Annotated in this window: 26 protein-coding genes; 8 read left to right on the top strand and 18 right to left on the bottom strand. The window is 41.3% G+C overall.

Translation table 11 applies throughout. The features are described from left to right. Position 1 precedes the first annotated feature (1 nt). The 4 genes from BAE31_RS03720 to BAE31_RS03705 form a co-directional block, all read right to left on the bottom strand. Positions 2–1,342 carry a dihydrolipoamide acetyltransferase family protein gene (locus tag BAE31_RS03720; protein WP_076839494.1) on the bottom strand — a complete coding sequence of 447 codons (1,341 nt, stop codon included), beginning with the start codon at positions 1,340–1,342 and terminating at the stop codon, positions 2–4. A gap of 107 nt (positions 1,343–1,449) precedes the next feature. Beyond that, positions 1,450–2,427, bottom strand: a complete 978-nt coding sequence (gene pdhB / locus BAE31_RS03715; RefSeq protein WP_012009824.1) for a pyruvate dehydrogenase complex E1 component subunit beta — start codon at positions 2,425–2,427, stop codon at positions 1,450–1,452. A 3-nt stretch (positions 2,428–2,430) separates the two neighbouring features. Beyond that, complete coding sequence (pdhA, locus tag BAE31_RS03710; protein ID WP_024424754.1) at positions 2,431–3,546, bottom strand: pyruvate dehydrogenase (acetyl-transferring) E1 component subunit alpha; 1,116 nt, start codon at positions 3,544–3,546, stop codon at positions 2,431–2,433. A gap of 409 nt (positions 3,547–3,955) precedes the next feature. Further along, entirely contained in the window at positions 3,956–4,624 is a 669-nt protein-coding gene (locus BAE31_RS03705; RefSeq protein WP_076839492.1) for a YkyA family protein, read from the bottom strand. Positions 4,625–4,857: 233 nt separating this feature from the next. Between BAE31_RS03705 and BAE31_RS03700 the strand changes: the two genes are divergently transcribed. After that, positions 4,858–5,037, top strand: coding sequence for a YjcZ family sporulation protein (locus BAE31_RS03700; protein WP_026050085.1), 180 nt, complete (start codon positions 4,858–4,860; stop codon positions 5,035–5,037). A gap of 111 nt (positions 5,038–5,148) precedes the next feature. Next, positions 5,149–5,706, top strand: coding sequence for a peptide deformylase (gene def / locus BAE31_RS03695; protein ID WP_024424751.1), 558 nt, complete (start codon positions 5,149–5,151; stop codon positions 5,704–5,706). Between the two features lie 39 nt (positions 5,707–5,745). On the opposite strand, the gene BAE31_RS03690 is transcribed toward def, so the two are convergent. Then, positions 5,746–6,525: a Cof-type HAD-IIB family hydrolase gene (locus BAE31_RS03690; protein WP_076839490.1), complete on the bottom strand. Its 780-nt coding sequence runs from the start codon at positions 6,523–6,525 to the stop codon at positions 5,746–5,748. Between the two features lie 396 nt (positions 6,526–6,921). Here BAE31_RS03690 and BAE31_RS03685 point away from each other — a divergent pair, with 396 nt between their 5' ends. Together BAE31_RS03685 and rnjA are read left to right on the top strand one after the other, a co-directional pair. Continuing rightward, on the top strand, positions 6,922–7,131 hold the full coding sequence (locus tag BAE31_RS03685) for a DNA-dependent RNA polymerase subunit epsilon (protein ID WP_008345114.1): 210 nt from the start codon (positions 6,922–6,924) through the stop codon (positions 7,129–7,131). 5 nt (positions 7,132–7,136) lie between these two features. After that, a complete protein-coding gene (gene rnjA / locus BAE31_RS03680) occupies positions 7,137–8,804 on the top strand; it encodes a ribonuclease J1 (RefSeq protein ID WP_012009818.1) in 1,668 nt (555 codons plus the stop codon). Positions 8,805–8,896: 92 nt separating this feature from the next. On the opposite strand, the gene ade is transcribed toward rnjA, so the two are convergent. From ade to BAE31_RS03655, 5 genes are all read right to left on the bottom strand, one after another. Continuing rightward, positions 8,897–10,627, bottom strand: coding sequence for an adenine deaminase (gene ade / locus BAE31_RS03675; protein ID WP_076839488.1), 1,731 nt, complete (start codon positions 10,625–10,627; stop codon positions 8,897–8,899). 262 nt (positions 10,628–10,889) lie between these two features. Then, entirely contained in the window at positions 10,890–11,558 is a 669-nt protein-coding gene (locus BAE31_RS03670) for a potassium channel family protein (protein WP_008345123.1), read from the bottom strand. Positions 11,559–11,595: 37 nt separating this feature from the next. After that, positions 11,596–12,432 (bottom strand): gamma-glutamylcyclotransferase family protein, encoded by an 837-nt coding sequence (locus BAE31_RS03665; protein ID WP_076839486.1) that lies wholly within the window; start codon positions 12,430–12,432, stop codon positions 11,596–11,598. A 4-nt stretch (positions 12,433–12,436) separates the two neighbouring features. Continuing rightward, positions 12,437–13,747 carry an ATP-binding protein gene (locus BAE31_RS03660; RefSeq protein WP_076839484.1) on the bottom strand — a complete coding sequence of 437 codons (1,311 nt, stop codon included), beginning with the start codon at positions 13,745–13,747 and terminating at the stop codon, positions 12,437–12,439. Between the two features lie 144 nt (positions 13,748–13,891). After that, a complete protein-coding gene (locus tag BAE31_RS03655) occupies positions 13,892–14,170 on the bottom strand; it encodes an AbrB/MazE/SpoVT family DNA-binding domain-containing protein (protein WP_024424746.1) in 279 nt (92 codons plus the stop codon). 276 nt (positions 14,171–14,446) lie between these two features. Between BAE31_RS03655 and mreBH the strand changes: the two genes are divergently transcribed. The 3 genes from mreBH to BAE31_RS03645 all read left to right on the top strand — a co-directional run bounded on the left by mreBH (position 14,447) and on the right by BAE31_RS03645 (position 17,000). Next, positions 14,447–15,454, top strand: coding sequence for a rod-share determining protein MreBH (gene mreBH, locus BAE31_RS03650; protein WP_024424745.1), 1,008 nt, complete (start codon positions 14,447–14,449; stop codon positions 15,452–15,454). Positions 15,455–15,528: 74 nt separating this feature from the next. Then, entirely contained in the window at positions 15,529–15,660 is a 132-nt protein-coding gene (locus BAE31_RS19570; RefSeq protein ID WP_003210922.1) for a protein YkpC, read from the top strand. Positions 15,661–15,767: 107 nt separating this feature from the next. Beyond that, positions 15,768–17,000, top strand: a complete 1,233-nt coding sequence (locus BAE31_RS03645; RefSeq protein WP_076839482.1) for an aminopeptidase — start codon at positions 15,768–15,770, stop codon at positions 16,998–17,000. 38 nt (positions 17,001–17,038) lie between these two features. On the opposite strand, the gene BAE31_RS03640 is transcribed toward BAE31_RS03645, so the two are convergent. Then, positions 17,039–18,658 (bottom strand): ABC-F family ATP-binding cassette domain-containing protein, encoded by a 1,620-nt coding sequence (locus BAE31_RS03640; protein WP_024426884.1) that lies wholly within the window; start codon positions 18,656–18,658, stop codon positions 17,039–17,041. 143 nt (positions 18,659–18,801) lie between these two features. Here BAE31_RS03640 and BAE31_RS03635 point away from each other — a divergent pair, with 143 nt between their 5' ends. Then, complete coding sequence (locus tag BAE31_RS03635; RefSeq protein ID WP_041108837.1) at positions 18,802–19,077, top strand: hypothetical protein; 276 nt, start codon at positions 18,802–18,804, stop codon at positions 19,075–19,077. A 63-nt stretch (positions 19,078–19,140) separates the two neighbouring features. Here BAE31_RS03635 and lepB read toward each other — a convergent pair whose 3' ends face one another. The 7 genes from lepB to BAE31_RS03600 form a co-directional block, all read right to left on the bottom strand. Beyond that, positions 19,141–19,713: a signal peptidase I gene (lepB, locus tag BAE31_RS03630; RefSeq protein WP_029706712.1), complete on the bottom strand. Its 573-nt coding sequence runs from the start codon at positions 19,711–19,713 to the stop codon at positions 19,141–19,143. A 211-nt stretch (positions 19,714–19,924) separates the two neighbouring features. Then, complete coding sequence (locus tag BAE31_RS03625; protein ID WP_076839480.1) at positions 19,925–21,817, bottom strand: PTS fructose transporter subunit IIABC; 1,893 nt, start codon at positions 21,815–21,817, stop codon at positions 19,925–19,927. A 13-nt stretch (positions 21,818–21,830) separates the two neighbouring features. Next, on the bottom strand, positions 21,831–22,742 hold the full coding sequence (gene pfkB, locus BAE31_RS03620) for a 1-phosphofructokinase (protein WP_076839478.1): 912 nt from the start codon (positions 22,740–22,742) through the stop codon (positions 21,831–21,833). Then, on the bottom strand, positions 22,739–23,494 hold the full coding sequence (locus BAE31_RS03615; RefSeq protein ID WP_039178192.1) for a DeoR/GlpR family DNA-binding transcription regulator: 756 nt from the start codon (positions 23,492–23,494) through the stop codon (positions 22,739–22,741). The genes pfkB and BAE31_RS03615 overlap by 4 nt, the downstream gene beginning before the upstream one ends. 318 nt (positions 23,495–23,812) lie before the next feature. Next, positions 23,813–25,006 (bottom strand): ABC transporter permease, encoded by a 1,194-nt coding sequence (locus BAE31_RS03610; protein WP_076839476.1) that lies wholly within the window; start codon positions 25,004–25,006, stop codon positions 23,813–23,815. Continuing rightward, positions 24,993–25,694, bottom strand: a complete 702-nt coding sequence (locus tag BAE31_RS03605; protein ID WP_041108829.1) for an ABC transporter ATP-binding protein — start codon at positions 25,692–25,694, stop codon at positions 24,993–24,995. The genes BAE31_RS03610 and BAE31_RS03605 overlap by 14 nt, the downstream gene beginning before the upstream one ends. Further along, positions 25,691–26,797 (bottom strand): efflux RND transporter periplasmic adaptor subunit, encoded by a 1,107-nt coding sequence (locus BAE31_RS03600; RefSeq protein WP_041108827.1) that lies wholly within the window; start codon positions 26,795–26,797, stop codon positions 25,691–25,693. The genes BAE31_RS03605 and BAE31_RS03600 overlap by 4 nt, the downstream gene beginning before the upstream one ends.

The following is a 26,797-nucleotide window of genomic DNA, read 5'->3' as shown; positions in this document are numbered from 1 at the left end:
ATTACGCCTCCATTAAAATTAATTGTGGATCATTCAATAAACGCTTGATGTGGTTAAGGGCATTTTGCGCAGTAGCTCCGTCAATCATACGGTGGTCAAAGCTTAGGGAAAGAGCTAAGACTGGAGCTGCAACGATTTCGCCATCACGAACAATCGCTTTTTCAGCGATACGGCCAATACCAAGGATCGCTACTTCTGGGTGGTTGATGACTGGAGTAAACCATTGTCCACCAGCAGAACCGATGTTTGTGATTGTGCAAGATGCACCTTTCATTTCAGCTGGAGCCAATTTACCATCACGTGCTTTTGTTGCAAGCTCATTGATTTCGTTAGAAACTTCGAAAATCGCTTTGCGATCTGCATTTTTCACAACTGGAACTAGCAAGCCTTTTTCAGTGTCAGCTGCAATTCCGATGTTGTAGTAATGCTTTTGAACAACTTCATCTGTTTTATCATCGATAGAAGTGTTAAGTACTGGGTACTTTTTCAAAGCAGAAGTTAGAGCTTTTACAACGTAAGGCAAGTAAGTTAACTTGATTCCTTGATCAGCTGCAACTTGTTTAAATTGTTTACGATGTGCAACAAGGTTTGTTACATCAACTTCATCCATTAATGTTACGTGAGGAGCTGTATGCTTAGAGTTCACCATTGCTTTCGCGATTGCTTTGCGGATTCCGCTCATTTTCTCGCGAGTTTCTGGGAATTCTCCTTCAAGAACTGGAGCTGCTGCCGCTTTAGGAGCTGCTTCTTCTTTCACACTTTCAGCTGCTTGAGGTGCTGCTTCTTGAGCTGCAGAACCACCATTAACGAAGCTGTCGATATCTTCTTTTAACACACGTCCGTTTTTACCAGAACCTGCAACTTTGTAAATTTCAATGCCTTTTTCACGAGCATATTTACGTACAGATGGCATAGCGATAACGCGTTTGTTTGGATCAGCATCTACTTGCTCTTGTGCGCCTGCACCAGTTGCTGCTGCCGCTTCTTCTTGTGCTACTTCTTTCTTCTCTGGTTCGTTACCAGCTTCAGCAGTACCTTGTACTTGAGCTTCAGTTTTTGCTTCGCCTTCTTCTTCGCTGCCTTTAAATTGAAGATTTTCGTAACCAGGTGCATCAAACGTAATGATTGTTTGTCCTACAGTTGCAACTGTTCCCTCTTCAACTTTTAATTCTAATACTTTTCCTTTAACAGGTGAAGGAATTTCTACAACTGCTTTATCATTTTGTACCTCTGCTAAAACGTCATCTTCATTGATTTCGTCGTTTGGTTTAACAAACCACTTAACGATCTCACCTTCGTGGATACCTTCTCCGATGTCCGGAAGTTTAAATTCAAATGCCACTGTTTTTCGCCTCCTAGATTTTGTTGAACCCTTGTTGTGTATATTTACACGGTCATGTAATTGATAAAGGGGAAGAGAAATAAATTCTTTTCCCCTCTGTCATTTAATTAAAATTCAAGAACTTTCTTCGCTGTTTCAAGTACGTCTTTATGGTTTGGAAGCCATACGCTCTCAGCTTGAGAGAAAGCAAATACAGTATCAGGTGCAGCTACACGAAGTACTGGTGCTTCCAGGCTAAGGATCGCTCTGTCATTGATTTCAGCTACTACGTTTGCAGCAATACCAGCTTGTTTTTGTGCTTCTTGAACAACGATCGCACGGCCTGTTTTTTCAACAGAAGCGATGATTGTTTCAATATCAAGCGGGCTTACTGTGCGAAGGTCGATAACTTCAGCAGAAACGCCTTCTTTTTCTAGCTCTTCAGCAGCTTTTAGTGATTCGTGAACCATTGCACCATAAGTGATGATTGAAAGGTCAGAACCTTCACGTTTCACGTCAGCTTTACCGATTTCAATTGTGTACTCTTCTTCAGGAACTTCCTGACGGAAAGAGCGATAAAGTTTCATATGCTCAAGGAATACTACAGGATCGTTGTCACGAATTGCAGAAATTAAAAGTCCTTTTGCATCGTAAGGTGTTGAAGGAATGACAACCTTGATACCAGGCTGTTGTGCGATAAGACCTTCTAAGCTGTCAGCGTGAAGCTCAGGTGTATGAACTCCCCCACCGAATGGAGAACGGATTGTCACTGGAGAATGCCAGCGTCCGCCAGAACGGTAACGCATACGAGCCATTTGTCCAGAAACAGAATCTAACACTTCGTAAACGAATCCGAAGAATTGAATTTCCATTACTGGGCGGAATTCTTGTAGTCCAAGGCCAATAGCAAGACCGCCAATACCAGATTCAGCAAGTGGAGTATCGAATACACGATCCTCACCAAACTCTTTTTGCAATCCTTCAGTCGCACGGAATACGCCGCCGTTTTTACCAACGTCTTCTCCGAAAACGAGAACGTTTTCGTCATTTTTCAGTTCTGTGCGTAACGCATCAGTGATCGCTTGAATCATTGTCATTTGCGCCATGGCTTACTTCGACTCCTTCTGTTTGTAAATTTCAAGCTGTTCAACTAAGTTGAATGGTTTCACATCGTACATGTTTTCAATCAAGTCAGTGACTTTTTGCTTAGGCTGTTCGTCAGCTTCTTTGATTGCTTGTTTGATTTGTTCTTTTGCATCTTCGATGACTTTATTCTCTTCTTCTTCAGACCATAGGCCTTTATTTTCCAAGAATTTGCGGTAGCGTACCAATGGATCTTTTTGCTCCCACTCGTTTTCATCTTCTTTTGTACGATATCTTGTTGGATCGTCACCAGCCATTGTATGTGGGCCGTAACGGAATGTAAGAGTTTCGATTAATGTTGGACCTTCACCATTTACAGCGCGCTCACGAGCTTCAGCAGTTGCTGCATAAACAGCTAATGCATCCATACCGTCAACTTGTACGCCTACGATACCAGCTGCAGCTGCTTTTTGTGCAATTGTTTGTGCAGCAGACTGCTTTTCAACAGGTGTAGAGATCGCATATCTGTTGTTTTGGACAACAAAAATCGCTGGCGCTTTGTAAGCCCCTGCAAAGTTAATACCTTCGTAGAAATCACCTTGTGAAGCTCCACCGTCACCAGTGTAAGTGATTGCAACAGCTTTTTTACCGCGCTTTTTCAAACCAAGAGCTACACCAGCAGCTTGAATGATTTGTGCACCAATAATGATTTGCGGTGAAAGTGCATTCACATCTTCAGGCATTTGATTACCAACAAAGTGTCCGCGAGAGAACAAGAATGCTTTTGTTAGCGGAAGACCATGCCAGATTAATTGTGGTACATCACGATATCCTGGAAGAATGAAATCTTCTTTCTCAAGTGCAAAGTGAGTTGCAAGTTGAGAAGCCTCTTGTCCAGCTGTTGGCGCATAGAAGCCAAGACGTCCTTGACGGTTCAATGAAATTGAACGTTGATCTAATACACGTGTAAACACCATACGGCGCATTAATTCTTTTAATTGGTCATCTGAAAGATCCGGCATTGCCGCTTCGTTTACGACTTCGCCTTTTTCGTTTAAAATTTGAAACGTTTCAAACTGCTTTTTGATGGCATCAAATTGCTTTTTGCTATCAACAATTGCTTTTTTTGTTTTTGCAGCCATTCTAAAGTCACCTCTTCCTTTCTTTTAACAGTCCATTTGTCGTGAATCCATTTATACATACAGATATAGGATAACCCAAAATACTCATATGACTCCTGTATATAATAGCCACTAAGATCGTTGTCGAAACATTGGTTGACCACTCGTTTTTGAGTCCTTCTAACTGTATTAACGATAGTTCACAAAAAACTAATACAACTTCTGTTAACAAGGAATAGTTTACAACAAGAAAAATAGTCCGTCAATTGATTTAACGGCTTTATTTAAATAAATGTATTCGCTTTACTTTTTATGGCGAACTGTATCAATCTGTTTAACAAACAACCCGAACTGTACTAGTATAGAGTGTACTGCTGTACTACAATAGAAAATGTTTGTTTTTGTCGAAAAATAAAAAAAGAGCTGTTTTTCAGCTCTTTTTTGACTCTTGATCTGCCGCTTTATACAAAGCCTGTTTATACTCATTCAATTGGTCTGTATATTGATTGAACTTCTTACTTTCTTTTCTGACTTTACTATATGAACGATTCACGGCCTTCAGCTTAGACTTCAGCTCTTTATATCCTAAATCCTTTTTCTTTAAAGATTGATACAAATGCTGATCTTGTTTCAGCGCCTTTTGATACTCCTTGTAAAGCTGATCATATGACGCATATCGTTTCTCAATCGATTTGACCGTTTGATCGGCTTTCTCTTTTAACTCCGCATCCTTCAATCGCCCGGCAGATTCTTTTACCGTTTTCAATTCTTTTTTCGATTGATCCATGCTGTCTTTTTCTGTTTTTAAATGTTCTTCTCGTTTCGCTGCTGATGCTAACGCCTGATCAGAAAGACTTGACACTGTTTTTGTATGGTCCTTTGTTGTTTGAATCATTTTTGTATACAGCTTCTGCTCTTTTTTCTCATAGCTTTGCAGTGTACCTTGCTCTTTTTCGAAAGATGCTTCTTTTTCACTCATTTTCGTCATCGCATCCTGCATATCATTGAACGGACTTTGACCTCCGCATCCTGCCAGCAAAAGGGTACATATCCCCGCTAAAGCAGCACCTGCTTTCATGCTTCTTTTCATCTGTTTCATCACAAGGTCCCCCTTTACATCTCCACATACCACTATAATTTTTATAGGCGTTTGTGACAAGGAAAGAGGTCAGTCAGATGAGACGGAGAAGATTTTTTTCAAGCCATAGGCGCATGACTATACAAATAGTGCATTCATACATAGTTTATATTACACGCTTCGCCTTCACTTATGAGAGGCCGAGTGTATTTCCAAAGGAGGTCAAAAGTATGTCTAATTATAGTCATGGAAGTATGTATGGTGGATACGGCGGTTACGGGTATGGATACGGCGGTGGCTGTTGTTACCCAAGTTATGGCGGTGGATACGGATGCGGATACGGTGGCGGACGTACATTCGCTTTAATCGTTGTGCTTTTCATCCTATTAATCATCGTTGGTGCAGCATTCTTAGGCGGCGGTGGCTGCTGCTAAGGCGGCTTAAGCCTCTGACCGGTCTCATAGGACCGGTCTTCTTTATTTCATTGCATATGTTGTGTATCATTTTATATACTTTACATACAAAGGAAATAGGAGTGAAGTTTTGTGATTACCATGGATGATATCGTAAGGGACGGACACCCCGTCTTAAGACAAACAGCTGAAGCGGTCGAGCTCCCGCCGACAGAAGAGGAAAAACAGCAATTAGCTGACATGATCGAATTCGTTAAAAACAGTCAGGATGCTGACATTGCTGAAAAATATGGACTAAGACCCGGCGTTGGATTGGCAGCTCCGCAAATCAATATTAGTAAACGGATGATCGCTGTTCACTGCGAAGATGAAGACGGAGAAGAATACAGCTATGCTCTGTTCAACCCGCGTATTGTCAGTCATTCAGTCAAAAGAGCTTATTTAGCGACTGGTGAAGGCTGCTTATCTGTTGATGAAGCTATCCCTGGATTTGTTCCTCGATATCAAAAAATCAGGGTCAAGGCTACAACTCTTGAAGGAGAGGACATTGATATCCGCCTAAAAGGGTTCCCCGCCATTGTCTTTCAGCACGAAATTGACCATTTAAATGGCATTATGTTTTATGATCATATTCAAAAGGATCAGCCATTCGCTGAACCAGAAAACTCTGTTGCAATCGGCAGATCATAACATAAAAAGAAGACCCGGCGATCTAAGGGTCTTCTTTTTTTATTCTTCAATGAGGCCAAGATGGGTCACTGCATGGAATATTCCGTCCTCATCTACTGGCTTTGTCACAAAATCGGCCAAATCTTTCAGTTCACTCACAGCATTTCCCATCGCAACGCCTGTTCCAGCAAACGAAATCATTTCTCTGTCGTTCAGTCCGTCTCCAAAGGCAATGGTGTCCTTTTGATCGTAAGGAAGTCTTTCGATGACACGTTTAATCCCTTCAGCTTTTGATCCGCCTTTTGGCAGAACGTCTGTTGACAGCTCATGCCATCTGACAAGATCAATCTCTTCGCGGAATGCCTTATACTGCACTTCCTCTTCTGCCTTACAAAATAAAAGCATTTGAAAAATGTCGTTTTCTTTAAAGAAAGACAAATCATGCTCAGGATGTTCTGTTTTTAAAGTACCGATTCCTTCATGGATAAACGGATGATTCGGCACAGACGCCTTCATCGTTTCTTCTCCCATAAAAACAAGCGGATGATCATGACGATCCGCTGTCTCATAAATCCGCTCCATCAGCTCCTGCTTCAGCGGATTGCCGTAAATAACGTCTCCCTCATACATGACATACTGCCCGTTATAAGCAATGAATGAGTCAAGCCCTAATTCTTCTAAAATGGGCCGAATCAGAAAAGGAGAACGCCCAGATGCAATAAAGAGGTGATGGCCTTTTTCTTTTAATAAATGAACTGCTTGCTTCGTTGACTCAGGTATTTTTTTATCATGGTCATATAAAGTACCGTCGATATCAAAGAAGATGACTTTTTTATTCATATCTCGCCCTCCTGCCCTTTGTTATGTATACACACTCCTTTTCATCATACAGAAAGATTTCCGCTTTCGAAACCAATTCCTTATGAAAACGCCTATTTCCCACATATATCCATGTAACATTCATTAGAAACATCATATAATACAAGTATATAGAGAGACCGGAAACGCTGTTTTAGCTTACTTCAAATCGAAAGGAGGCGGCATATGATGCTTCGTCGTCTGCGCAAGAAAATCCGAAGACAATGGAAGGACATGCTTCGTAAAAAATCGATTGCTTAAAGGGATCTTCCGCACATTTGCCGAAGGTCCTTTTTTCTCAGAGACTTTTCTTATGCGCGTTTTTTTAATATAATAGAATAAGCGAGTGTAACATACGGTATTTAAGGAGAGATTTGGATGATATATAAGGTATTTTTTCAGGCAAGTACTACTGAGGTACCTGTAAGAGAACACACAGATTCACTATACGTTGAAGCGGTTTCTGAAAGAGACGTACGCGATAAGTTGAAAAAACATAACTACAACATTGAATTCATTCAGCCTGTAGACGGTGCTTTTTTAGACTATGAACGAGAAAGTGAAAATTTTAAAGTATTGGAGCTATGAGAGGAATGAAATTTGTTAAAAACGATCAGGCGGCGGTTTTTGCGCTCGGCGGTTTAGGCGAGATCGGTAAAAACACGTATGGCGTTCAATTTCAAGATGAAATCATTTTAATTGATGCAGGTATTAAGTTTCCTGAGGATGAGCTTCTTGGAATTGACTACGTCATCCCTGACTATACGTACTTAGTTAAAAACGAAGATAAAATCAAAGGTCTTTTCATCACTCACGGACATGAAGACCACATTGGCGGTATCCCTTACCTTCTCAAGCAAGTGAATATTCCAGTTTACGGCGGCAAACTCGCAATCGGCCTACTTCGTAATAAATTGGAAGAGCATGGTCTCTTGAGACAAACAAAACTTCACATTTTTGAAGAAGAAGATACCATTAAATTTAGAAAAACAGCTGTGTCTTTCTTTAGAACGACACACAGTATTCCAGATTCTTATGGAATTGTCGTCAAGACACCTCCTGGTAACATCGTACATACAGGTGATTTCAAGTTTGACTTTACTCCTGTTGGCGAGCCTGCCAATTTAACCAAAATGGCTGAAATCGGAAAAGAAGGCGTTCTTTGTCTTTTATCTGATAGTACAAACAGTGAGATCCCAGAATTTACGATGTCTGAAAGACGCGTAGGTGAAAGCATTGATGACATCTTTAGAAAAGTCGATGGACGTATCATTTTTGCCACGTTTGCTTCAAACATTCACAGACTTCAGCAAGTGATTGAGTCTGCTGTTGCCAACGGCAGAAAAGTCGCTGTATTTGGACGCAGTATGGAGTCTGCTATTGATATTGGACAAGATCTTGGCTATATTAAATGTCCAAAAAACACGTTTATTGAACATAATGAAATCAACCGCCTTCCAGCAAACAAAGTAACCATTCTTTGTACTGGGAGCCAGGGTGAACCGATGGCAGCTCTTTCTCGTATTGCGAACGGTACTCACCGCCAGATTTCCATTAACCCTGGAGACACTGTTGTCTTCTCATCTTCACCGATTCCAGGTAACAATATTAGCGTAAGCCGCACCATTAACCAGCTTTATCGTGCCGGCGCTGAGGTCATTCATGGCTCGCTTAATAATATTCATACATCTGGTCACGGCGGACAAGAAGAACAAAAACTGATGCTCCGTTTAATTAAACCAAAATTCTTTATGCCGATTCACGGTGAATACCGCATGCAAAAAACGCATATCAAGCTTGCGAATGATTGCGGCATCCCTGAGGAAAACTGCTTTATCATGGATAACGGTGAAGTTCTTGCACTGAAAGGCGACGAAGCAAGTGTCGCTGGCAAAATTCCATCAGGCAACGTGTATATCGACGGAAGTGGTATTGGCGATATCGGAAACATCGTCTTAAGAGACCGCCGCATTCTTTCTGAAGAGGGTCTTGTCATTGTAGTCGTCAGCATGGACATGAAAGAATTCAAAATCTCTGCTGGTCCTGATTTGATCTCAAGAGGTTTTGTCTACATGAGAGAATCTGGAGACCTGATCAACGATGCACAGGATCTAATTTCAAAGCATCTTGAAAAAGTAATGGAACGTAAGACAACTCAGTGGTCTGAAATTAAGAACGAAATTACTGACACCCTTGCACCTTTCCTTTATGAAAAAACAAGACGCCGTCCAATGATCTTACCGATTATTATGGAAGTGTAATCACAAAAAGAGACACAGCCAAGCGGCTTGTGTCTCTTTTTTTCACCATTCATTGAAAAAAGCGCATATATACATATGCGGTTTCTCTCTTTTTATGATTGAATTGGGAGATGCTGAAAGCTTCTGACATCAAACAAACCCTTTGTCGTCATTTTCACATCAGGAATGACTGGGAGTGCCAAGAAGGACAGCGTCAAAAATGGATTAAAATCTAAAGTAAAGCCTGTTTCTTTCAACGCTTCATGGAGTGCATGAAGGCTTTCATTTACAAGATGTGCCGGCTGATCTGAAAGTAAACCAGAGATCGGTAATGGCAGCGTATGAAGAGACTGGCCCTCTTTGACAACCGTCAAACCGCCCCCTGCTTCTTTTAATGCGTCAATGGCTTTCACGATATCAGCATCATTTGTGCCAACCGCAATTAAATTGTGAGAATCATGCGCAACCGTTGTTGCAATTGCGCCCTTTTCTAATCCAAAGCCGCTGACAATCCCTATCCCCATTTCAGATAAGCCTTGATGGCGTTCGACAAGCACCATTTTTAATACATCTCTTTCTGTATCACTAGTGAATTGTCCGTTCGTTTCTGAAGGAGAGATTTGTTCTAATTTTGTTTCTAGCTGATTCGGAATAATGCGGATGACATTCATTTTTTGATGAGCTGTGATAGGCAGAGACAGATCCTGCTCTTGAACGTCTATAGCATGAACAGATTGTAATAAGGCTGGACTTGGTGCAATTTTTTCGACACCTTGCTTGTACTCTCCATGCTGCGCCACCAATTCTCCCGCAATAAATACGCTGGTGATGTCTACTTGATGAAGATCAGAGACAAGCATAAAATCAGCATCAAAGCCTGGCGCAATGGCTCCCTTTGTTTTGAGGCCAAAACACTCTGCTGCGTTTAAACTTCCCATTTGATACGCTAAAAATGGGTCTAATCCTTCTTTTATAGACATACGTACTTGTTCATCAATACTTCCTTCAGCCATTAAATCATCTAAATGTTTATCATCGGTACAAAAGAAAAAGCGTCTCGCATTCTTTTCATTCACAGCTGGTAAAACGTTTTTCACGTTTTTGGCAACAGAGCCTTCTCTCAGCATGACATACATGCCTCGTTTTACACGTTCAAGGGCTTCGCCGGCTGTTGTCACCTCGTGATCTGTTTGGACACTAGCTGTGCGGTACACATTTATTAATCGGTCCGTTAAGCCTGCTAAATGGCCATCAATCAATTTATTCTCATTTTGAGCATCAAGCAGTTTTTGAAGCATATCTTCTTCTGCCTGCTCCACACCGACGTAATCCATCACCTCGGCAAGACCAAGAACCTCCTTCTCTTGATACAAAGGCTTTAAATCTTTCGCTTTTAAAACAGCACCTGATCGCTCAAAACTAACTGCCGGTACGCAGGATGGCAGCATGAAATAAATATTTAAGGCAGCTTTTCTCGCTTCTTCCAGCATAAAACGGATGCCTGTGATCCCTGACACATTGGCAATTTCATGCGGGTCTGTTACGACAGTTGTCACACCGTGCGGGACGACAGCTTTGGAGAATTCAGCAGGGGTAACCATAGAGGACTCGATATGAACGTGGCCATCAATAAAACCGGGTACAAGCATTTGACCTGCTGCATCCAGCTCCTGTTCTCCCTCGTACTCTCCAATCCCTACTATTTGTCCATTTTCAACAGCGACATCAGTGTCTAGCCATTCCTGGTTAAACACGTCCATAACCTTCGCATGTTTAATCACTAGGGCTGCTTTTTTTCTCTTTGCAGCTACCTCAATTTGATGTCTGAAAAGCTCCTTATCCAACGACACTGCCTCCTCCAAGTAAACAATATAATGTTTCTTATCGTAAACGAATCTGTTTGCCCAGTCAATGACATTTAGAGAAATTCATCCAGATAAAAAGACTGATTTTTATTTCTGAATAGTGATAATTGCACGAAAAATATGATGATTGACTTTAGCTGTTTATGCAGAACAAAACAGCCCTTTTAAATGTCTTCTTCCCTCTTCATTGTCCACCCCATATGTACACAATCATATAAAAAAACACCCCGCCCAGGAGTGTTTAATAATCGTTCTGCATTTCTCGTTTTTCAAAGCGTCCGATATCAGCTACTGCCCCGATGACAATTAGAATATCTTCTTTTTGAATCATTTCATCTGCGAGCGGCGAAACAATCACTTCTTTCCCACGCTTAATCGCCACAATATTAATGCCATATCTCGCTCTAATATCGAGATCTAAAAGAGAATGCCCTGCAAGCCTGCTGTTGGCAACGATTTCGATGAGGCTGTACTCATCTGACAGCTCAAGATAATCTAATACGTTATTGGAGATGATTTTATGTGCAATTCGTCTGCCCATGTCCCGCTCTGGATGAACGATGCGATCAGCCCCAATTTTATTTAGTACCTTTTCGTGATAGTCATTTTGCGCCTTTACGGTGACCATTTTGACGCCAAGCTCTTTCAGCATGATCGTCGTTAAAATACTGGCCTGAATGTTTTCACCAATCGCAACGATGACATGATCAAAATTACGGATACCGAGATTTTTTAAAACAGATTCATCCGTCGAATCACCAATCACCGCATGTGAGGCAATTTTCGCGTATTCGTTCACTCGATCTTCATTCATATCCATGGCCATGACTTCAAGTCCTTCTTCGCTCAGCGCCTTGCAAATACTTCCGCCAAAGCGTCCAAGACCAATGACTGCATATTCCTTTTTCATGTTCAGACTCCTTTTATCTCACTTACCATGCATTTTACTACGGTTTGATTAACGAATCCATATGCGAGCGAATTTTTTTGCGGAACGCTTTACTTAAGTAAAGATCTGCTCCTTTTTCAATTTCACTGCGGTAATGACCTGGCGGAGCAATTTCATCGCTCTTTTGAAGAACTAGAAAGGTTAAACAGTCTTCATATATTTGATCACCTATTTTGACATCGACAAAAGCTGGACGATATGTGCCCTCATAGACGCCTTCTCGTTTGTACAAATATCGAATGGCATCAAAAGGAACCTCATATAAAACGCCCTCTGTTTCTCCGCCGTCTTCTACCATATCGGCTCTTGATCCATCAGGCCTTACCAATGTAAATCTAGTTGTAAAGCCGTTCAGAGCACCGCCGCCGATGATTTGTTTAAAATAATGATCAACTTCCGCCAGTTTAAATCTTGCATCATCCATACAGGAGCCATAGGCAAAATAATAGAAGGATGCCGGCTGCTGCTGCCACAGTCTATATTCCTTCCAGCAGCCGCTCTCGATCTCCTCCAGCGATGATGCCTTCTGCTTTGGTAAAGTGTATGTAACAGCCGCCACCGGCCCTTGGTCTGTCATGACATCGACCACCTGCTTGTCATACCCTTCCTCAAGTAAATCTATCTTATTCAGCGTGCTTGCGGTTACCTCGTACAATTCTCCATATACTGTGCTTTTCTCTTCTGGAACGCACGCAGGGTATCCTTGACCTGTATCATAGATTCTGCCACTGATCCAAGCTGATTTAGCTAATGGCCTGCTTTCTTTCATATAGGTCTCGTGGTGCTCTTCATGCTGCAGAAGCGTCCCATATACAAATAAAGCTTTCGCCTTCATGAAATCACGTCCTCTCGCCTTGCTGCTGTCTGCATTTTTGCCACACAGGTAAATAGATATGAAAAGCTGTACCTTTTCCCAGCTCACTGACCACATCCATCCTACCGTGATGATCTTTTAAAATTGCTGCACAGATGGTGAGGCCAAGTCCCGTCCCTTCTGTTTTTGTGGAGAAGAAAGGATCATATATTTTCTGAATATCCTCTTCAGACATCCCTTTTCCTTCATCTTGAATGGTAATTTTCCATTCGTTCATCACTTTTTCTGTTGATATGTATATACTGCCGCCTTCAGGCATAGCCTCAATGGCATTTTTGATTAAATTAATGAACAGCTGCTTCATTTGGTTAGCGTCTGCTAATATAGCGCCGGCATCCTGCTTTTTAAATGGCTGTTTGAGATCAATATTCGAAAGGACTGCATTGGTTTTTAGCAATGTAATGACCTGCTCTAACAGTGCATGAAGCTGAACTTCTTGAAACTGGACCGACTGCGGCTTTGCCAGTACAAGCAGCTCACTTAAAACAAAATCAATCCGTTTAATTTCGGAAAAGATAATGTCAAAATAATCGGTTCTTTCAGGATATTGCGTTTTCATCAGCTGCAAAAAGCCGTTTACTGAGGTCAGCGGATTTCTGACTTCATGGGCGATTCCAGCGGCTATTTGTCCTGCAACGGCTAACTTTTGTGCCTGCATTTGCACTTGTTGATTTGATCTTTCAAGTTCAAGCTTTGCCAGCTTTTGTTTTGTAATATCTGCAACTGTTCCAATACCACCAGTAAACTGATGATGCTCATCAAAGTAGAGCTTATAATGAACGTCTCCCCATACTTTCTTCCCCTCTTTATGAAGAAGCTGCAGCTCGATCCGCCCTGAATCTTTATGCTCTTTGATGACAGATGACAAATGCTGAATAACTCTTTCTTCTTGATCAAAGTACTGGTTGTACATCGTACCTAGACATTCATCTATGTCATAGCCGGTCATTTGTTTCCATGCTTGATTTAAGAAGATGATGTGCCCTTTTTCATCTGTTTCAAAGACAATTTCTTGCAAGTTATCTGTAATTCGATTCAGCCGCTCTGTCAGTTCGTGTGCTTCTTTTTCTCTCTTATTTAGATCTGACACAAGTAAATTCAAGCGGTCTACATATCCTGAGACAACCCAGATCCCTGCTAACACAACGACTGTAAAGGCTAGATCGAGCGGCCAATTAATTTGATAGCCGCCTACATAATAAAAGAAATCCCAGCTTATGATTAAGATAAATGCAAGAACAGATAACACGATCCGCACTTGATATGTTTTGTTCAAATGATTCCACCTGCCGCCCTGAGATTCTTTGTTAATTGTACCATTTTCCACTTATTTTTTGAGGGAGAAGGGGCATTTTTAAGGAACTTTTTTAAAGAAAAAATAGCCTGTTCTCAGCACAAAGGAAGAGAGCAGGCTATTTGATTACTTCTGAAGAGCTTCTTGCAGCTCTTTTAACAGCAGTTCTGCGCCTTCAGCGCTTAATGTAATTTGACCATTTCCATATTCATGGTTCTCTGATGTAATCTCACCAGTCATGAGACAAACGCCCTCTGGCTGATATTTTTTCAAGACGATTTTATCTCCATCTATAAAAAATTCCATACTGTCTTTAATAGCGATATCAAGTGCTCTTCTCAATTCGATTGGCATCACAATACGCCCTAGTTCGTCTACTTTTCTTACGACTCCGATAGATTTCAATTTCGTTCCCTCTTTCTTTCATTAGCTCAAGATCAATCTGTTTTTCACCAATTGATATATCGTAGACGTAAGAGATTCTTAAAAGGTTTCTCCTCTATAAAAATTTTTTTCATAAAAGAAAAAACAAAGAGAAAATTTATTGTGATTGTCAAAATGATACTTGAATTTTACAGATTCATTTCAAGGTGATCACAAACCCCCACAAATGACATCAACCCTCTGAACTTTTAAATGTAAAATTGTTTTAAACAGCAAAAATAGAGATTGGGTGAAAACATGTTTCAAAATGCCGAAATTGGAATTGATTTAGGAACAGCTAACATATTGGTTTATAGTAAAAATAAGGGAATTATTTTAAATGAACCTTCCGTCGTAGCAGTCGATACAGAAACAAAGACTGTACTTGCCGTCGGATCAGAAGCAAAAGAAATGATCGGGAAAACACCTGGAAAAATTGTTGCGATCCGTCCGATGAAAGACGGTGTCATCGCTGATTATGATATGACAACAGATTTACTTAAACAAATCATGAAAAAAGCAGGAAAAAATATCGGGTTTACCTTCAGAAAGCCAACTGTCGTTGTATGTACACCTTCTGGTTCAACAGCTGTTGAGCGCCGCGCCATCAGCGATGCTGTGAAAAACTGCGGAGCAAAACATGTGCATTTAATTGAAGAACCTGTTGCAGCTGCAATCGGTGCTGATCTTCCGGTAGACGAGCCTGTTGCAAACGTCGTAGTCGATATTGGCGGCGGAACAACAGAAGTTGCGATCATTTCATTTGGCGGCGTTGTCTCTTGTCATTCGATTCGAATTGGCGGCGATCAGCTGGATGAAGATATCATTACGTTTGTCAGAAAGAAATACAACCTATTAATCGGCGAACGGACTGCCGAGCAGGTGAAAATGGAAATTGGGTATGGTCTCATTGAACATGAGCCTGAATCATTAGAAGTGCGCGGTCGCGACCTTGTGACAGGTCTGCCAAAAACGATCACACTTGTCTCTCATGAAATTCAAGGCGCCATGCGAGAATCACTTCTTCATATTTTAGAAGCGATCCGTGCCACACTAGAGGACAGCCCTCCAGAGCTAAGCGGAGATATTGTAGACCGCGGCGTCATTTTAACTGGCGGAGGCGCTCTTTTAAATGGAATACAAGAATGGCTTTCTCAAGAGATTGTGGTTCCAGTCCATATTGCAGCCAATCCCCTTGAATCTGTTGCAATTGGAACAGGTCGTTCATTAGAAGTGATCGACAAATTGCAAAAAACTTTAAAATAATCTTCTTGTTCTACTTCTTTTTTTGTCATTTCGATCATATCGTGAGAAATGGATAAACGTGAAGGAGGAAGAACATGTTGCTTGATTTAGGTAAACGGGTCGTTGTCACAGTCATTTTAACGGGTATTATTTTAGGAGGAATGAGCCTGTCGTTTTCACATATGCCGCCTTCTAATGCACAGCCTGTGAAACAACTGAACCGCTAAAAAAGCCGCACAAAAGCGGCTTTTTTATTTTAGCTTTAAACGGGCTCCCCATTTTCCTTTTCGGTCATAAATCTGATATGATGAACATGACTAAAGGAGGGTTTTTTATGAGTTCATTTGAAAAACAACTAGATCAATATGCGAAGACCATCGTTGAAGTCGGTGTGAATGTACAAAAGGGGCAGGAAGTCGTTGTATCGGCATTTACTGAATCTGCACATCTTGTTCGTCTTGTAGCGAAACACGCGTATGAGCGCGGGGCGAAAAACGTACATATCCGCTGGAGTGATGGTGTTCTCACCCGTTTAAAGTATGAACATGCGCCACAGGATGTATTTGAGCAATTCCCTGAATGGGAAGCACAGATGATGGAAACCATCGCAAAACGCGGAGGCGCTTTTATTACCATCCTGTCAGAAAGCCCTGACCTTTTGCGAGGCATTGATTCGAAAAAAATCGCTGCACAGCAAAAAGCTGCTGGTTCAGCACTACATACATATCGTCAATACGTTCAATCTGACAAAGTCGCTTGGACAGTCGTAGGTGCTGCATCAAAAGAATGGGCGAAAAAGATTTTCCCTGATCATACAGATGAAGAAGCTGTCACGTTATTGTGGGATCAAATCTTTAAAGTCGCACGCGCTGATCAAACAGATCCAGTTGAGGCTTGGAAAAAGCACGATGCGTCATTAAATGAAAAGGTCAATATACTCAATGAACGCCACTACCACAAGCTTCATTATGAAGCACCGGGCACAGACTTAACGATCGAGCTTCCAGAGCAGCATATTTGGGTAGGTGCTGGCAGCGTAAGTGAACGCGGAGTCTCGTTCATGGCCAACATGCCGACAGAAGAAGTCTTTACCGTACCGAAAAAAGACGGTGTAAACGGGACAGTCTCAAGCACAAAGCCGCTCAGCTATGCTGGAAACATCATTGATGAGTTTTCATTAACCTTTGAAAATGGCCGGATTGTGGATGTGAAAGCAAAAGAAGGCGAAGATATTTTAAAATCTCTCGTTGAAACAGATGAAGGCTCTCATTATCTAGGTGAGGTTGCCCTCGTACCAGATGATTCACCAATTTCTAACTCAAATATTCTTTATTACAATACACTTTACGATGAAAATGCATCAAATCACCTTGCCATCGGCAGCGGATATGCGTTTAATATCGAAGGCGGAAAAGAAATGAAACGAGAGGAATTGGATGCTGCGGGTGTGAACAGCAGTATTACACACGTTGATTTTATGATTGGTTCAAAGGAAATGAATATTGACGGAATCACAAAAGACGGGAAACGCGAACCGATCTTTCGAAATGGAAACTGGGCGATTTAATCAAAAAAAGACATCCACATTTGGATGTCTTTTTTGTGTTATGCGTAAAGCTCTTCAAGTCTTTTTTGGATGTCTTGATCCGATAAAAACTCATCATATGTTGTTTGTTTATCGACGATGCCATTTGGCGTCACTTCGATAATCCGGTTTGCGACTGTTTCAACAAACTGATGGTCATGAGATGAGAAGAGCATGGCTCCTTTAAAGCTCATGAGACCGTTATTCAGCGCTGTAATGGATTCTAGGTCTAAGTGGTTCGTTGGCTCATCCAGCAGCAAAATATTCGCTCCAGACAGCATCATTTTTGATAACATACAACGAACCTTTTCTCCTCCTGATAAGACACTTGCTTTTTTCTTCACTTCTTCCCCAGAGAAAAGCATACGTCCCAAGAAACCACGCAGGAAGCTTTCGCTTTGATCATTCGGAGAATATTGACGGAGCCAATCAACGAGATCAACATCGTTTCCTTCAAAGTATTCACTATTATCTTTCGGGAAAAAGGCTTGTGACGTTGTGACGCCCCATTTAAATGATCCGCTGTCTGGCTCCATTTCACCAGCAAGGATTTTAAATAATGTGGACACAGCAAGCTCATTACGGCTTAAGAACGCAATTTTATCTTCGCGGTTCATAATAAAGCTGACATTATCCAGTACTTTTACACCGTCAATTGTTTTTGATAGACCTTCTACTTGAAGGACATCATTTCCGATTTCACGCTCTGGCGCAAAATGAACATACGGATATTTACGTGAAGACGGCTTAATGTCATCTAAAGAGATTTTATCAAGCAATTTCTTTCTTGATGTCGCTTGCTTCGATTTAGAAGCGTTCGCACTAAACCGGGCAACGAATTCTTGAAGCTGCTTAATTTGTTCTTCTTTTTTCTTATTCGCTTCTTGGCTTAGTTTCAGCGCTAACTGGCTGGACTCATACCAAAAATCATAGTTACCGACGTATACTTGGATTTTTCCGAAATCAAGGTCCGCAATATGTGTACATACTTTATTTAAGAAGTGACGATCATGCGAAACGACGATGACGGTATTTTCAAAGTTAATGAGGAACTCTTCGAGCCACTGGATTGCTTGTAAGTCCAAGTGGTTCGTCGGCTCATCGAGAAGAAGAACGTCAGGCTTGCCAAATAAAGCTTGAGCTAAAAGTACTTTTACCTTTTCAGAACCGCCAAGCTCAGACATTTTCTTCGATTGAAGGCTTTCTGGAATGCCAAGACCCTTTAATAGGATTGCTGCTTCACTTTCAGCTTCCCAGCCGTTTAATTCGGCAAATTCACCTTCAAGCTCCGCTGCACGAATCCCGTCTTCATCTGAGAAATCAGGTTTCATATAGATCGCATCTTTCTCCTGCATCACATCATATAGACGTTTGTGACCCATGATGACGACTTTCAGCACTTCAAACTCTTCGTATTCAAAGTGGTTCTGTTTTAAAATCGCTAAACGCTCGCCAGGACTCATATGAACATCGCCCGTTTGAGGCTCAATTTCTCCAGAAAGAATTTTTAGGAACGTTGATTTACCAGCTCCATTGGCACCAATTAATCCGTAACAGTTGCCAGGAGTGAATTTAATATTTACTTCTTCAAATAGTTTACGATCAGCAAAGCGCAAACTAACATTATTTACTGCAATCATTTATTAATCCTCCATCACTCATTCATCATTATGAAGTATAACATGAATAACGTTTGATAGAAACGTCTCTCGCTAAGAACGAAGGCTTTTTGTCTATTATGATATAATAAACGGGAATGATTGATTGAAGGAGTTCGGGCGATTTGAGATTACTCACACTGTTGGAATACTGTTTATTGATTTTCTTTATGGGCATTTATTTATCTGCAACAGGCTTTAATGCGAGGGACTTTGGGCTTTATATTGGGCTTGTCCTCATTTACACACTGGTCCACATCTTTTCCAAACGCTTTTTACAAAAGCGGGGAAAAGAAAACCAAAAGATCGGATTGTTTCGATCCGTTTTAGCCATTACCGGATCTGTGTTCGCTTCTGTTCTTGCGATTGTAATCATTGTTACGGTGCTCACACCAAATTAAAAACGACCCTTCTGTAAGGGTCGCTCGTTCAAGTACCTTTCTCTTGCCCATGAGAAGGTGCTTTTATTTTGTCTGTCGAATATCGCCAAATGGGAAGAAAACAAATTCTGATGTCCCGACAACCCGATCCTTTTCAATGAGGCCAAGTCCATTTCGGCTGTCCATGGAATTGAGTCTGTTGTCCCCCATTACAAAGTAATCGTTTTTCGGTACTTTCACTGGACCAAAATCTCCAGTTAAATGCACTTCATACTCTTTCGCATGCGCCTTGTTCTCTTTTAAATAAGGCTCATCTACTTTTTTACCATTAATGTAAAGCGTATCATCCTTCATTTCAATCGTATCACCTGGAAGGCCGATCAATCGTTTGACATAATGAATCTTCTGACCATCTTTTCCATTAATAATCACAATGTCACCGCGTTTCACACCACCGAGATAATTAATGGTTTTGTTGACAAACAGCTTTTCCCCGTCATGAAGGGTCGGTTCCATTGACTCTCCTTCCACCACATACGGTTCAAATATAAACGTACGGATGAGCAAGACGAGCGCAAGTGCGATTAAAATGGCTTTGATCCATTCAAACAGTGAACTTTTCTTCTCTGTTTTGGCTTGCTTCGCATCAGATTGAATGTCATTTTCGTTTTGTTTGTTTTCTTCGTTCAAAATACTGCTTCCTCCTAAGACTTTCTGCTAAAAGACTTGAAACGTGAATTGAATAACTTTACTTTATCATATGTCAATTAAAAATTCACAAGACAACCATCTAATTAGATATTTTTTCCTAATTCACTGATAATTAAACAAAAAGAAGCACCGTTTTACACGATGCTTCTCATCTGCATTACGCTTCTTGCCTAACTGGTTTTTTCAAAATACCCAGTAAAATCGCTGTCACAACGGCACCGATTAAGATGCTGATGATATAAAGAACTGGATGATTTGTTACCCAGAAAACAAATAGTCCGCCATGCGGTGCAGGAAGCGTCACTCTGAAGAATTCCGTTAATCCGCCAGCAACTGCTGCACCAATAACAGCTGAAGGAATCACACGAAGAGGATCTGCCGCCGCAAATGGGATTGCTCCTTCCGTGATGAAGGCAGCTCCCATGAAGTAACATGTAATCCCTGCTTCACGGTCACGTTTTGAAAACTTATTTCTAAAGATCGTTGTTGCAAGTGCAATACCTAGTGGTGGTACCATTCCGCCTGCCATAATTGCAGCATGCGGTGCATAGTTGCCAGCAGCAATCATCGCAAGACCAAATGTGTAAGCCGCTTTGTTAATTGGGCCTCCCATATCAATTGCCATCATACCAGCTAAAATAATACCCATTAAGACAAGGTTTCCCGTACCTAATGATTCAAGCCAATGTGTTAATCCGTCCATCACCATTTTCACTGGTGTGTTGACAATATAATGCATGATAATGCCTGTGAAGAAAATACCGAACAATGGATACAGCAGAACCGGTTTAATCCCGTCGAGTGTCTGCGGTACGAATGTAAATACTTTTTTGAGCAGCACAACAATGTAACCTGCTAGGAAACCAGCAATCAATCCGCCTAAGAACCCTGCACCTGCTGCTGACGCCATAAAACCACCGACCATACCTGGCGCAAAACCTGGACGATCTGCAATACTCATGGCAATAAATCCAGCTAATACCGCAACGATTAAGGCAAGTGCATTATCGCCGCCAATTCCTTTTAAGACAGCTGCAAATGAATTAAATGAAGGGTCCTTAGGATCTGCTGAGTTAATGCCCCAGAAGAATGAAATCGCAACAAGGATACCGCCTCCGACAACAAATGGAAGCATGTTACTTACACCACTCATTAAGTGCTTGTAAAATCCGCTTCTTCCTTTGCCAGATGATTCATTTTCGTCTTTAGAAGAACTGCCGCCTGAACCTTTATAAATCGGCGCATCTTGATTGATTGCTTTTTCAATTAATTCCTGTGGACGGCGAATACCAGCTGTTACAGGGACTTCAATGACATGCTTGCCTTTAAAGCGTTCCATTTCTACTTGCTTGTCCGCTGCCACAATGATGGCTGGTGCTTCTTCAATTTCTTTTGCTGTAAGGGCATGTTTAATACCGCCAGAGCCGTTTGTTTCAACTTTAATGTCAACGCCCATTTCTTTTGCTTTTTCTTTCAAAGCATCTGCTGCCATAAATGTATGGGCAATGCCTGTCGGGCAAGCTGTTACTGCTAAAATTTTAGCAGGTTTTCCTTCTGCTGCCGGCTGCTCTTGAACTTCCTCTTCTTCTTCATCATCTTGATCATGTGTATTGATGATCTCAATGATTTCATCTTCAGTCGCCGCTTCAAGGAGCTGCTTTCGAATTTCTTCACGCATAAGAAGTGTGGATAAACGAGAAAGTGCCTCTAAGTGCGTGTTGTTTGCGCCTTCAGTTGCGGCAATCATAAAGACAAGATGACTCGGCTGCGCGTCTAGTGATTCATAATCAACGCCAGCAGTTGAGCGGCCAAATGCAATGGCAGGCTCTTTTACACTTGCTGTTTTAGCATGCGGGATGGCAATTCCTTCACCAATACCAGTAGAGCTCTGTTTTTCGCGATTGATCACAGCTTCTTTGTAGCCCTCTTTATCATTTAACTTGCCTGCTGTATCTAAAACAGTGACTAGCTCTTCAATGACTGCTTCTTTCTGCTGGCTGTCTAATTGAAGCTTAATGGTATGCTTCGTGAGTAGTTCTGTAATTTTCATGATGACTCCTCCTTTAAATGCGTGTGACTTTTACTTGTGGTAATAGTGTGTCGACAAGCTCTTTTGTGCCAAGCTCCTCAGAAAATGCTGTAGCGCTTCCTGAAGTGACACCAAGCTTAAATGACTCTTCAATTGAAAGGCCTTTTGAAACGCCGGCTAAAAAACCTGCAACGACTGAATCCCCTGCTCCAACTGAATTAACGAGCGTTCCATTTGGAACATTGGACTGATAGATTCCTTCTTTACTGAATAAGAGGGCGCCATCACCAGCCATGGAGACGACGACATGTTCAGCACCTTGTTCTAACAGCTTTTTCCCATAAGGAATGGCTTCTGCTGCTGATGAAATACTCGTCTCAAACATTTCACCCAGTTCATGATGATTTGGCTTCATTAAGAACGGTTTCATGTCTGCTGCTTTTTTTAACGCTTCGCCAGAAATATCAAGAACAACTCTTACATCTTGCTCTCGGCAAACTTCAGCAATACGCTCATATGTGTTATGAGGTAATGATGAAGGAATGCTGCCAGCTAAAACAACGACATCTCCTTCAATCAATGAAGAAAATTGAGATAGAAACGACTCAAATTGCGCTTCAGTAATAGATGGGCCGAGTCCGTTGATTTCTGTCTCTTCACCTGTTTTTAGTTTCACATTGATTCTTGTATCTTCTGACACCTCATGAAAGGCTGTTTGTAATTGTTCATTCTGTAAAAAATCTTGAATATATTTGCCTGTAAATCCACCAATGAATCCAAGTGCTTTCGATTCAACACCGTGACGTTTTAATAGCCTTGAGACATTGATTCCTTTACCACCTGGATATTTTTGATCATAGGTTGAACGATTTAAACCGCCGACTGCAAAATCCTCCACGTGTACGATGTAATCAACTGATGGGTTTAAAGTAACTGTATAAATCATGTTTTCACTACCTTTATAACCGTTTTTTCATGGTAATTATCGAATGAATCTTCTTTTGCGTCGTTTGTGATAATGGTGGCTTCCTGTAAACTAGCAAAGGTTGAAAACGATATTTCGCCAAACTTTGAGGCATCTGATAAGATATAGGTTTTTTTCGCCTGTTTCATGGCTCTTTTTTTCATGAGTGCTTCCTCTGGATCAGGTGTTGTAAAACCCGCCTCGGGATGAATGCCGTTTGTCCCAACAAAGCTTTTGTCAAAACGATAATTTTCCATCGCTGTCAAAGCTGCGGCTCCCACCATGGCTCCTGTTCGATGTTTCACTGAGCCGCCTATCAAGTAAAAGGTAATGCCTTTTCTCATGAGTGCTTCAATGTGCATCACACCGTTTGTCACCACGACAATATCTTGATCTGGATCGATATATTCAATCATTTGCTGTGTGGTTGTACCAGCATCTAAATAAATACAGTCGCCCTGTTTTAAAAGAGATGCCGCTGCCTCTGCTACCAATGACTTTTCTTGAAGGTTTTTGGCAGATTTCTCAAATACATCTGGTTCAAGGCGAATACTCGAAATCTTGGCTGCTCCTCCATGAACCCTTTTAAGAAATCCTTTTTCTTCAAGGGCTGATAAATCTCTTCTAATTGTAGATTCAGACGCATCCGTCATCATCGTTAAGTCCTGTATTTTAATGACATCATTTTCTTCTAAGCTGTCGATAATGAGTTGATGTCTTTCCGGTGTTAACATGAGAACACCCCTTTTGAAAACGTATTCATTTTGCGCGCACCTTTATTGTAATCGCTTTTTTCAACATTATCAATACAAAACAATCAAATACATTCAATAACTATCAAAATCTTTCACCATGGTCATCTTACCTTTATATGTACCATTTGTAAACTGAAAAATATGTGACAATAAGATGAAAGTCATGATATTAGCATTTCTATCATTTTTTATTTCATTCAATGGAACTAAAAAAAGCTTTTATGCGATTTGCATAAAAGCTTTTGATGGGTAATGAAGGCGAATGTAAACCGTTTGTATGCTTTTTACTTCTCTGAATTATTCATACCTGAGCGATTCAATAGGGTCTAGTCTCGCTGCTTTATTCGCTGGAATTAACCCAAAAACAATACCAATGAGCATACTAAACAGTACGCCTCCACATACTACTTGCCAAGATACAAGAGACGGCCAGCCGGCAAATAGTGATACTAACGAAGCACCGCCTAAGCCAAGTGCAATCCCCATCAACCCGCCGATAAGCGTTAAAACAACAGACTCAATTAAAAACTGAACGAGAATTTGAGCCCTTGTTGCGCCCATCGCCTTTCGAATACCGATTTCTCTCGTCCTCTCTGTCACAGAAACGAGCATAATATTCATCACACCGATGCCGCCGACAAGTAAAGAGATACCAGCTATTGAGCCAATGATCGTTGTCATGACGGACGTTATTTGCCCGATACCTTCTGCGATTTCTTCCATATTGATCATTTCGTAAGCATCTTCTGTATGATGATTTTCATTTAATAGGGCAGCCGCGCTCTTTCCTACTTCCTTCATTTGATCAGCATGTGCTACTTGAATAGACAACTTATCATATTCATTCATACCAAATGTGGAGGTGAGCATTGCAAAAGGGACATATATTTCGTTCATATCAAATGAAAACATCCCTTTCTGTTTTGCTAACACACCAATGACTTCAACTGGCTGTCCGTTCATCCAAATCAGTTCACCTAATGCCTTTTGTCCATTGAATAGCTCTTTTAGTAAGCCATCCGAGATGAGGGCAGCTCTTCTGCCGCTTCTAAAGTCAATATCTCTTAAATTCTGTCCTTCTGCGATTTGTAATGAATGTACATTCGTATACCCCTCATTTATGCCGTTAACTGTCGCATCAACTGTCGTATCTTGAAATCTCAGCTGCATTCCTTGTGCAGTCGAGGAGGCGACCTGCTTTACCCCATTGATTGTCCTAATGCTTTTTATGTCTTCCTCAGTAAATGAGGCTTCGAATAAGGCATTTGGATTTGCATTTAACTCTTCGTCAGAAGGCGTATATGTCATATCAATGGTATTGTTTGGACCTGAAATCGATCCTTTTAACATTTGCTCACCGCCTTGACCAATCGCCACGACTGCAATGACTGATCCAACACCAATAATAATCCCAAGCATCGTTAAAATAGAACGTAATTTATGAGCTAAAACCGAATTCAGTGCTATTTTGATATTTTCAAAGAGTTTCATTCATAGCGTCCCCTTGTATCCATCTATCTTCAACAAGCCGTCCATCTCTCACAACGACCGTACGGTTTGTATACGCAGCTATTTCTTCTTCATGGGTGACAAGCACAATCGTTGTCCCTTCCTCATTCAGCTGTGTAAACTGTTCCATAATTGACATGCTTGTTTTTGAGTCGAGCGCACCAGTCGGTTCATCTGCTAAAATAAGCTGAGGCTTATTGACAATCGCTCGTGCAATTGCCACCCTTTGCTTTTGTCCTCCTGACAACTCACTTGGCATATGTTTCATTCGATCGGTCAAACCAACCTTTTCAAGTGCCGATTCTGCACGTTCTTTTCTTTCCTTTTGGCTGATCCCAGCGTAAATCATTGGCAGTTCAACATTGCGCCTCGCATTTAACCTTGGCAGGAGGTGAAATTGCTGAAAAACAAATCCAATGGATTGATTTCGAATGACCGCAAGCTCTTGATCCTTTGCTGCTGACAGCTCTGTACCTTGAAAATGATAGTGTCCTGTCGTCGGACGGTCTAAACAGCCAATAATATTCATTAATGTTGACTTTCCAGAGCCGGACGGGCCCATAATGGACATATACTCGCCTTTCTCAATGACAAGATTCATGTCACTTAATACATCAAATGTTTCGTGTGCGACCTCATAGCTTTTTGTTACGTTGGAAAGCTGAATCATTCAGCATTCACTTCCATTCCGTCATACATATCATCTGTTGGATGAGCAATGATTTGATCCTCTGCCTTGACACCTTTTGTCACTTCAAGATCATGACCTGTCGTTTCCCCTATGACCACTTTTACTTTTTTCAGTACATTTTTTCGAACAACATAAACGTATTGTCCATCAGTCTCTTTTTTTACTGCTGTTTCAGGAATCGTTTGCGCTTGGCGCTTATCTGTTTCAATTTCCATGATCATTTTAAAACCAGGCTTCGCCTCAGGTTTCTTTCCCTTTATTTCAACTTCAACAGGATATTGAACCGTTTGATCGCTCGAAGTTGTTTCGGCTGCAGTCTGGACAGGAACAGCGCCCACTTTTTTCACGACTCCTTGCCAGCTCTTCCCGCGAATGACATCAGACGTTACCTTCACTTTTTGTTTCTTTTTGATTTTGATGGCATCATACTCTGAGATCAAACCCCGCACGATCATTTTTTTCTCATGACCAATATGGATGATCGGCTGCCTATCTTCCGGCCCCCCTGCTCCGGCCTCTTGCTCAATGGAAATCACTGTTCCATCAATTTTACTATGTACGGTTAAATCTTCTATTTGCGCCTTTACTTTTTCTTGGCTGATCTCTGCTTGCTTTTGTTCTAATTCAGCCGCTTTCAGTTCTAATTGAAGCTGATCTCGCTCGCTTTTGGCATTAGCGTCAGATCCGCCTGCTTTTTTCTCATCTAATTCACTCAGCCTTTTTTGCAATTGTTCCAGTTTTAATGTACTTGACTCAGCGGCTAGTGCTTGCTGCTGCTCCTCAAGCTCCAGTTCCTTGTTTTCATATGTAAGAAGCGGCGTTCCAGCCTTTACCTTTTCCCCTTCTTTCACAGCAATTCCCTTCAATTTCCCCTTCTCCTCTTCTTCATAGATGAACTGCTCTTCAGAGAACGAAAGTGTCCCGGGTGTCATCACCGTAGATGTGATTTCTTTCGGCGTGAGTTTGACTGTTTTAATCGCTGCTGTAGAAGCAGGCTTTGCTTGGTTTTTCGCAATATTAAATCCAATAAATAGTCCAATCATAATAATTAAAATAGATCCAATGATGATTTTCTTTCTCAT

It is taken from the genome of Bacillus sp. I-2 (genome assembly GCF_001974945.1).
GTDB classification, from domain to species: Bacteria; Bacillota; Bacilli; order Bacillales; family Bacillaceae; genus Bacillus; species Bacillus safensis.
The sequence above is the reverse complement of the archived record's forward strand: the minus strand, read 5'-3'. Positions and strand labels throughout refer to the sequence as shown.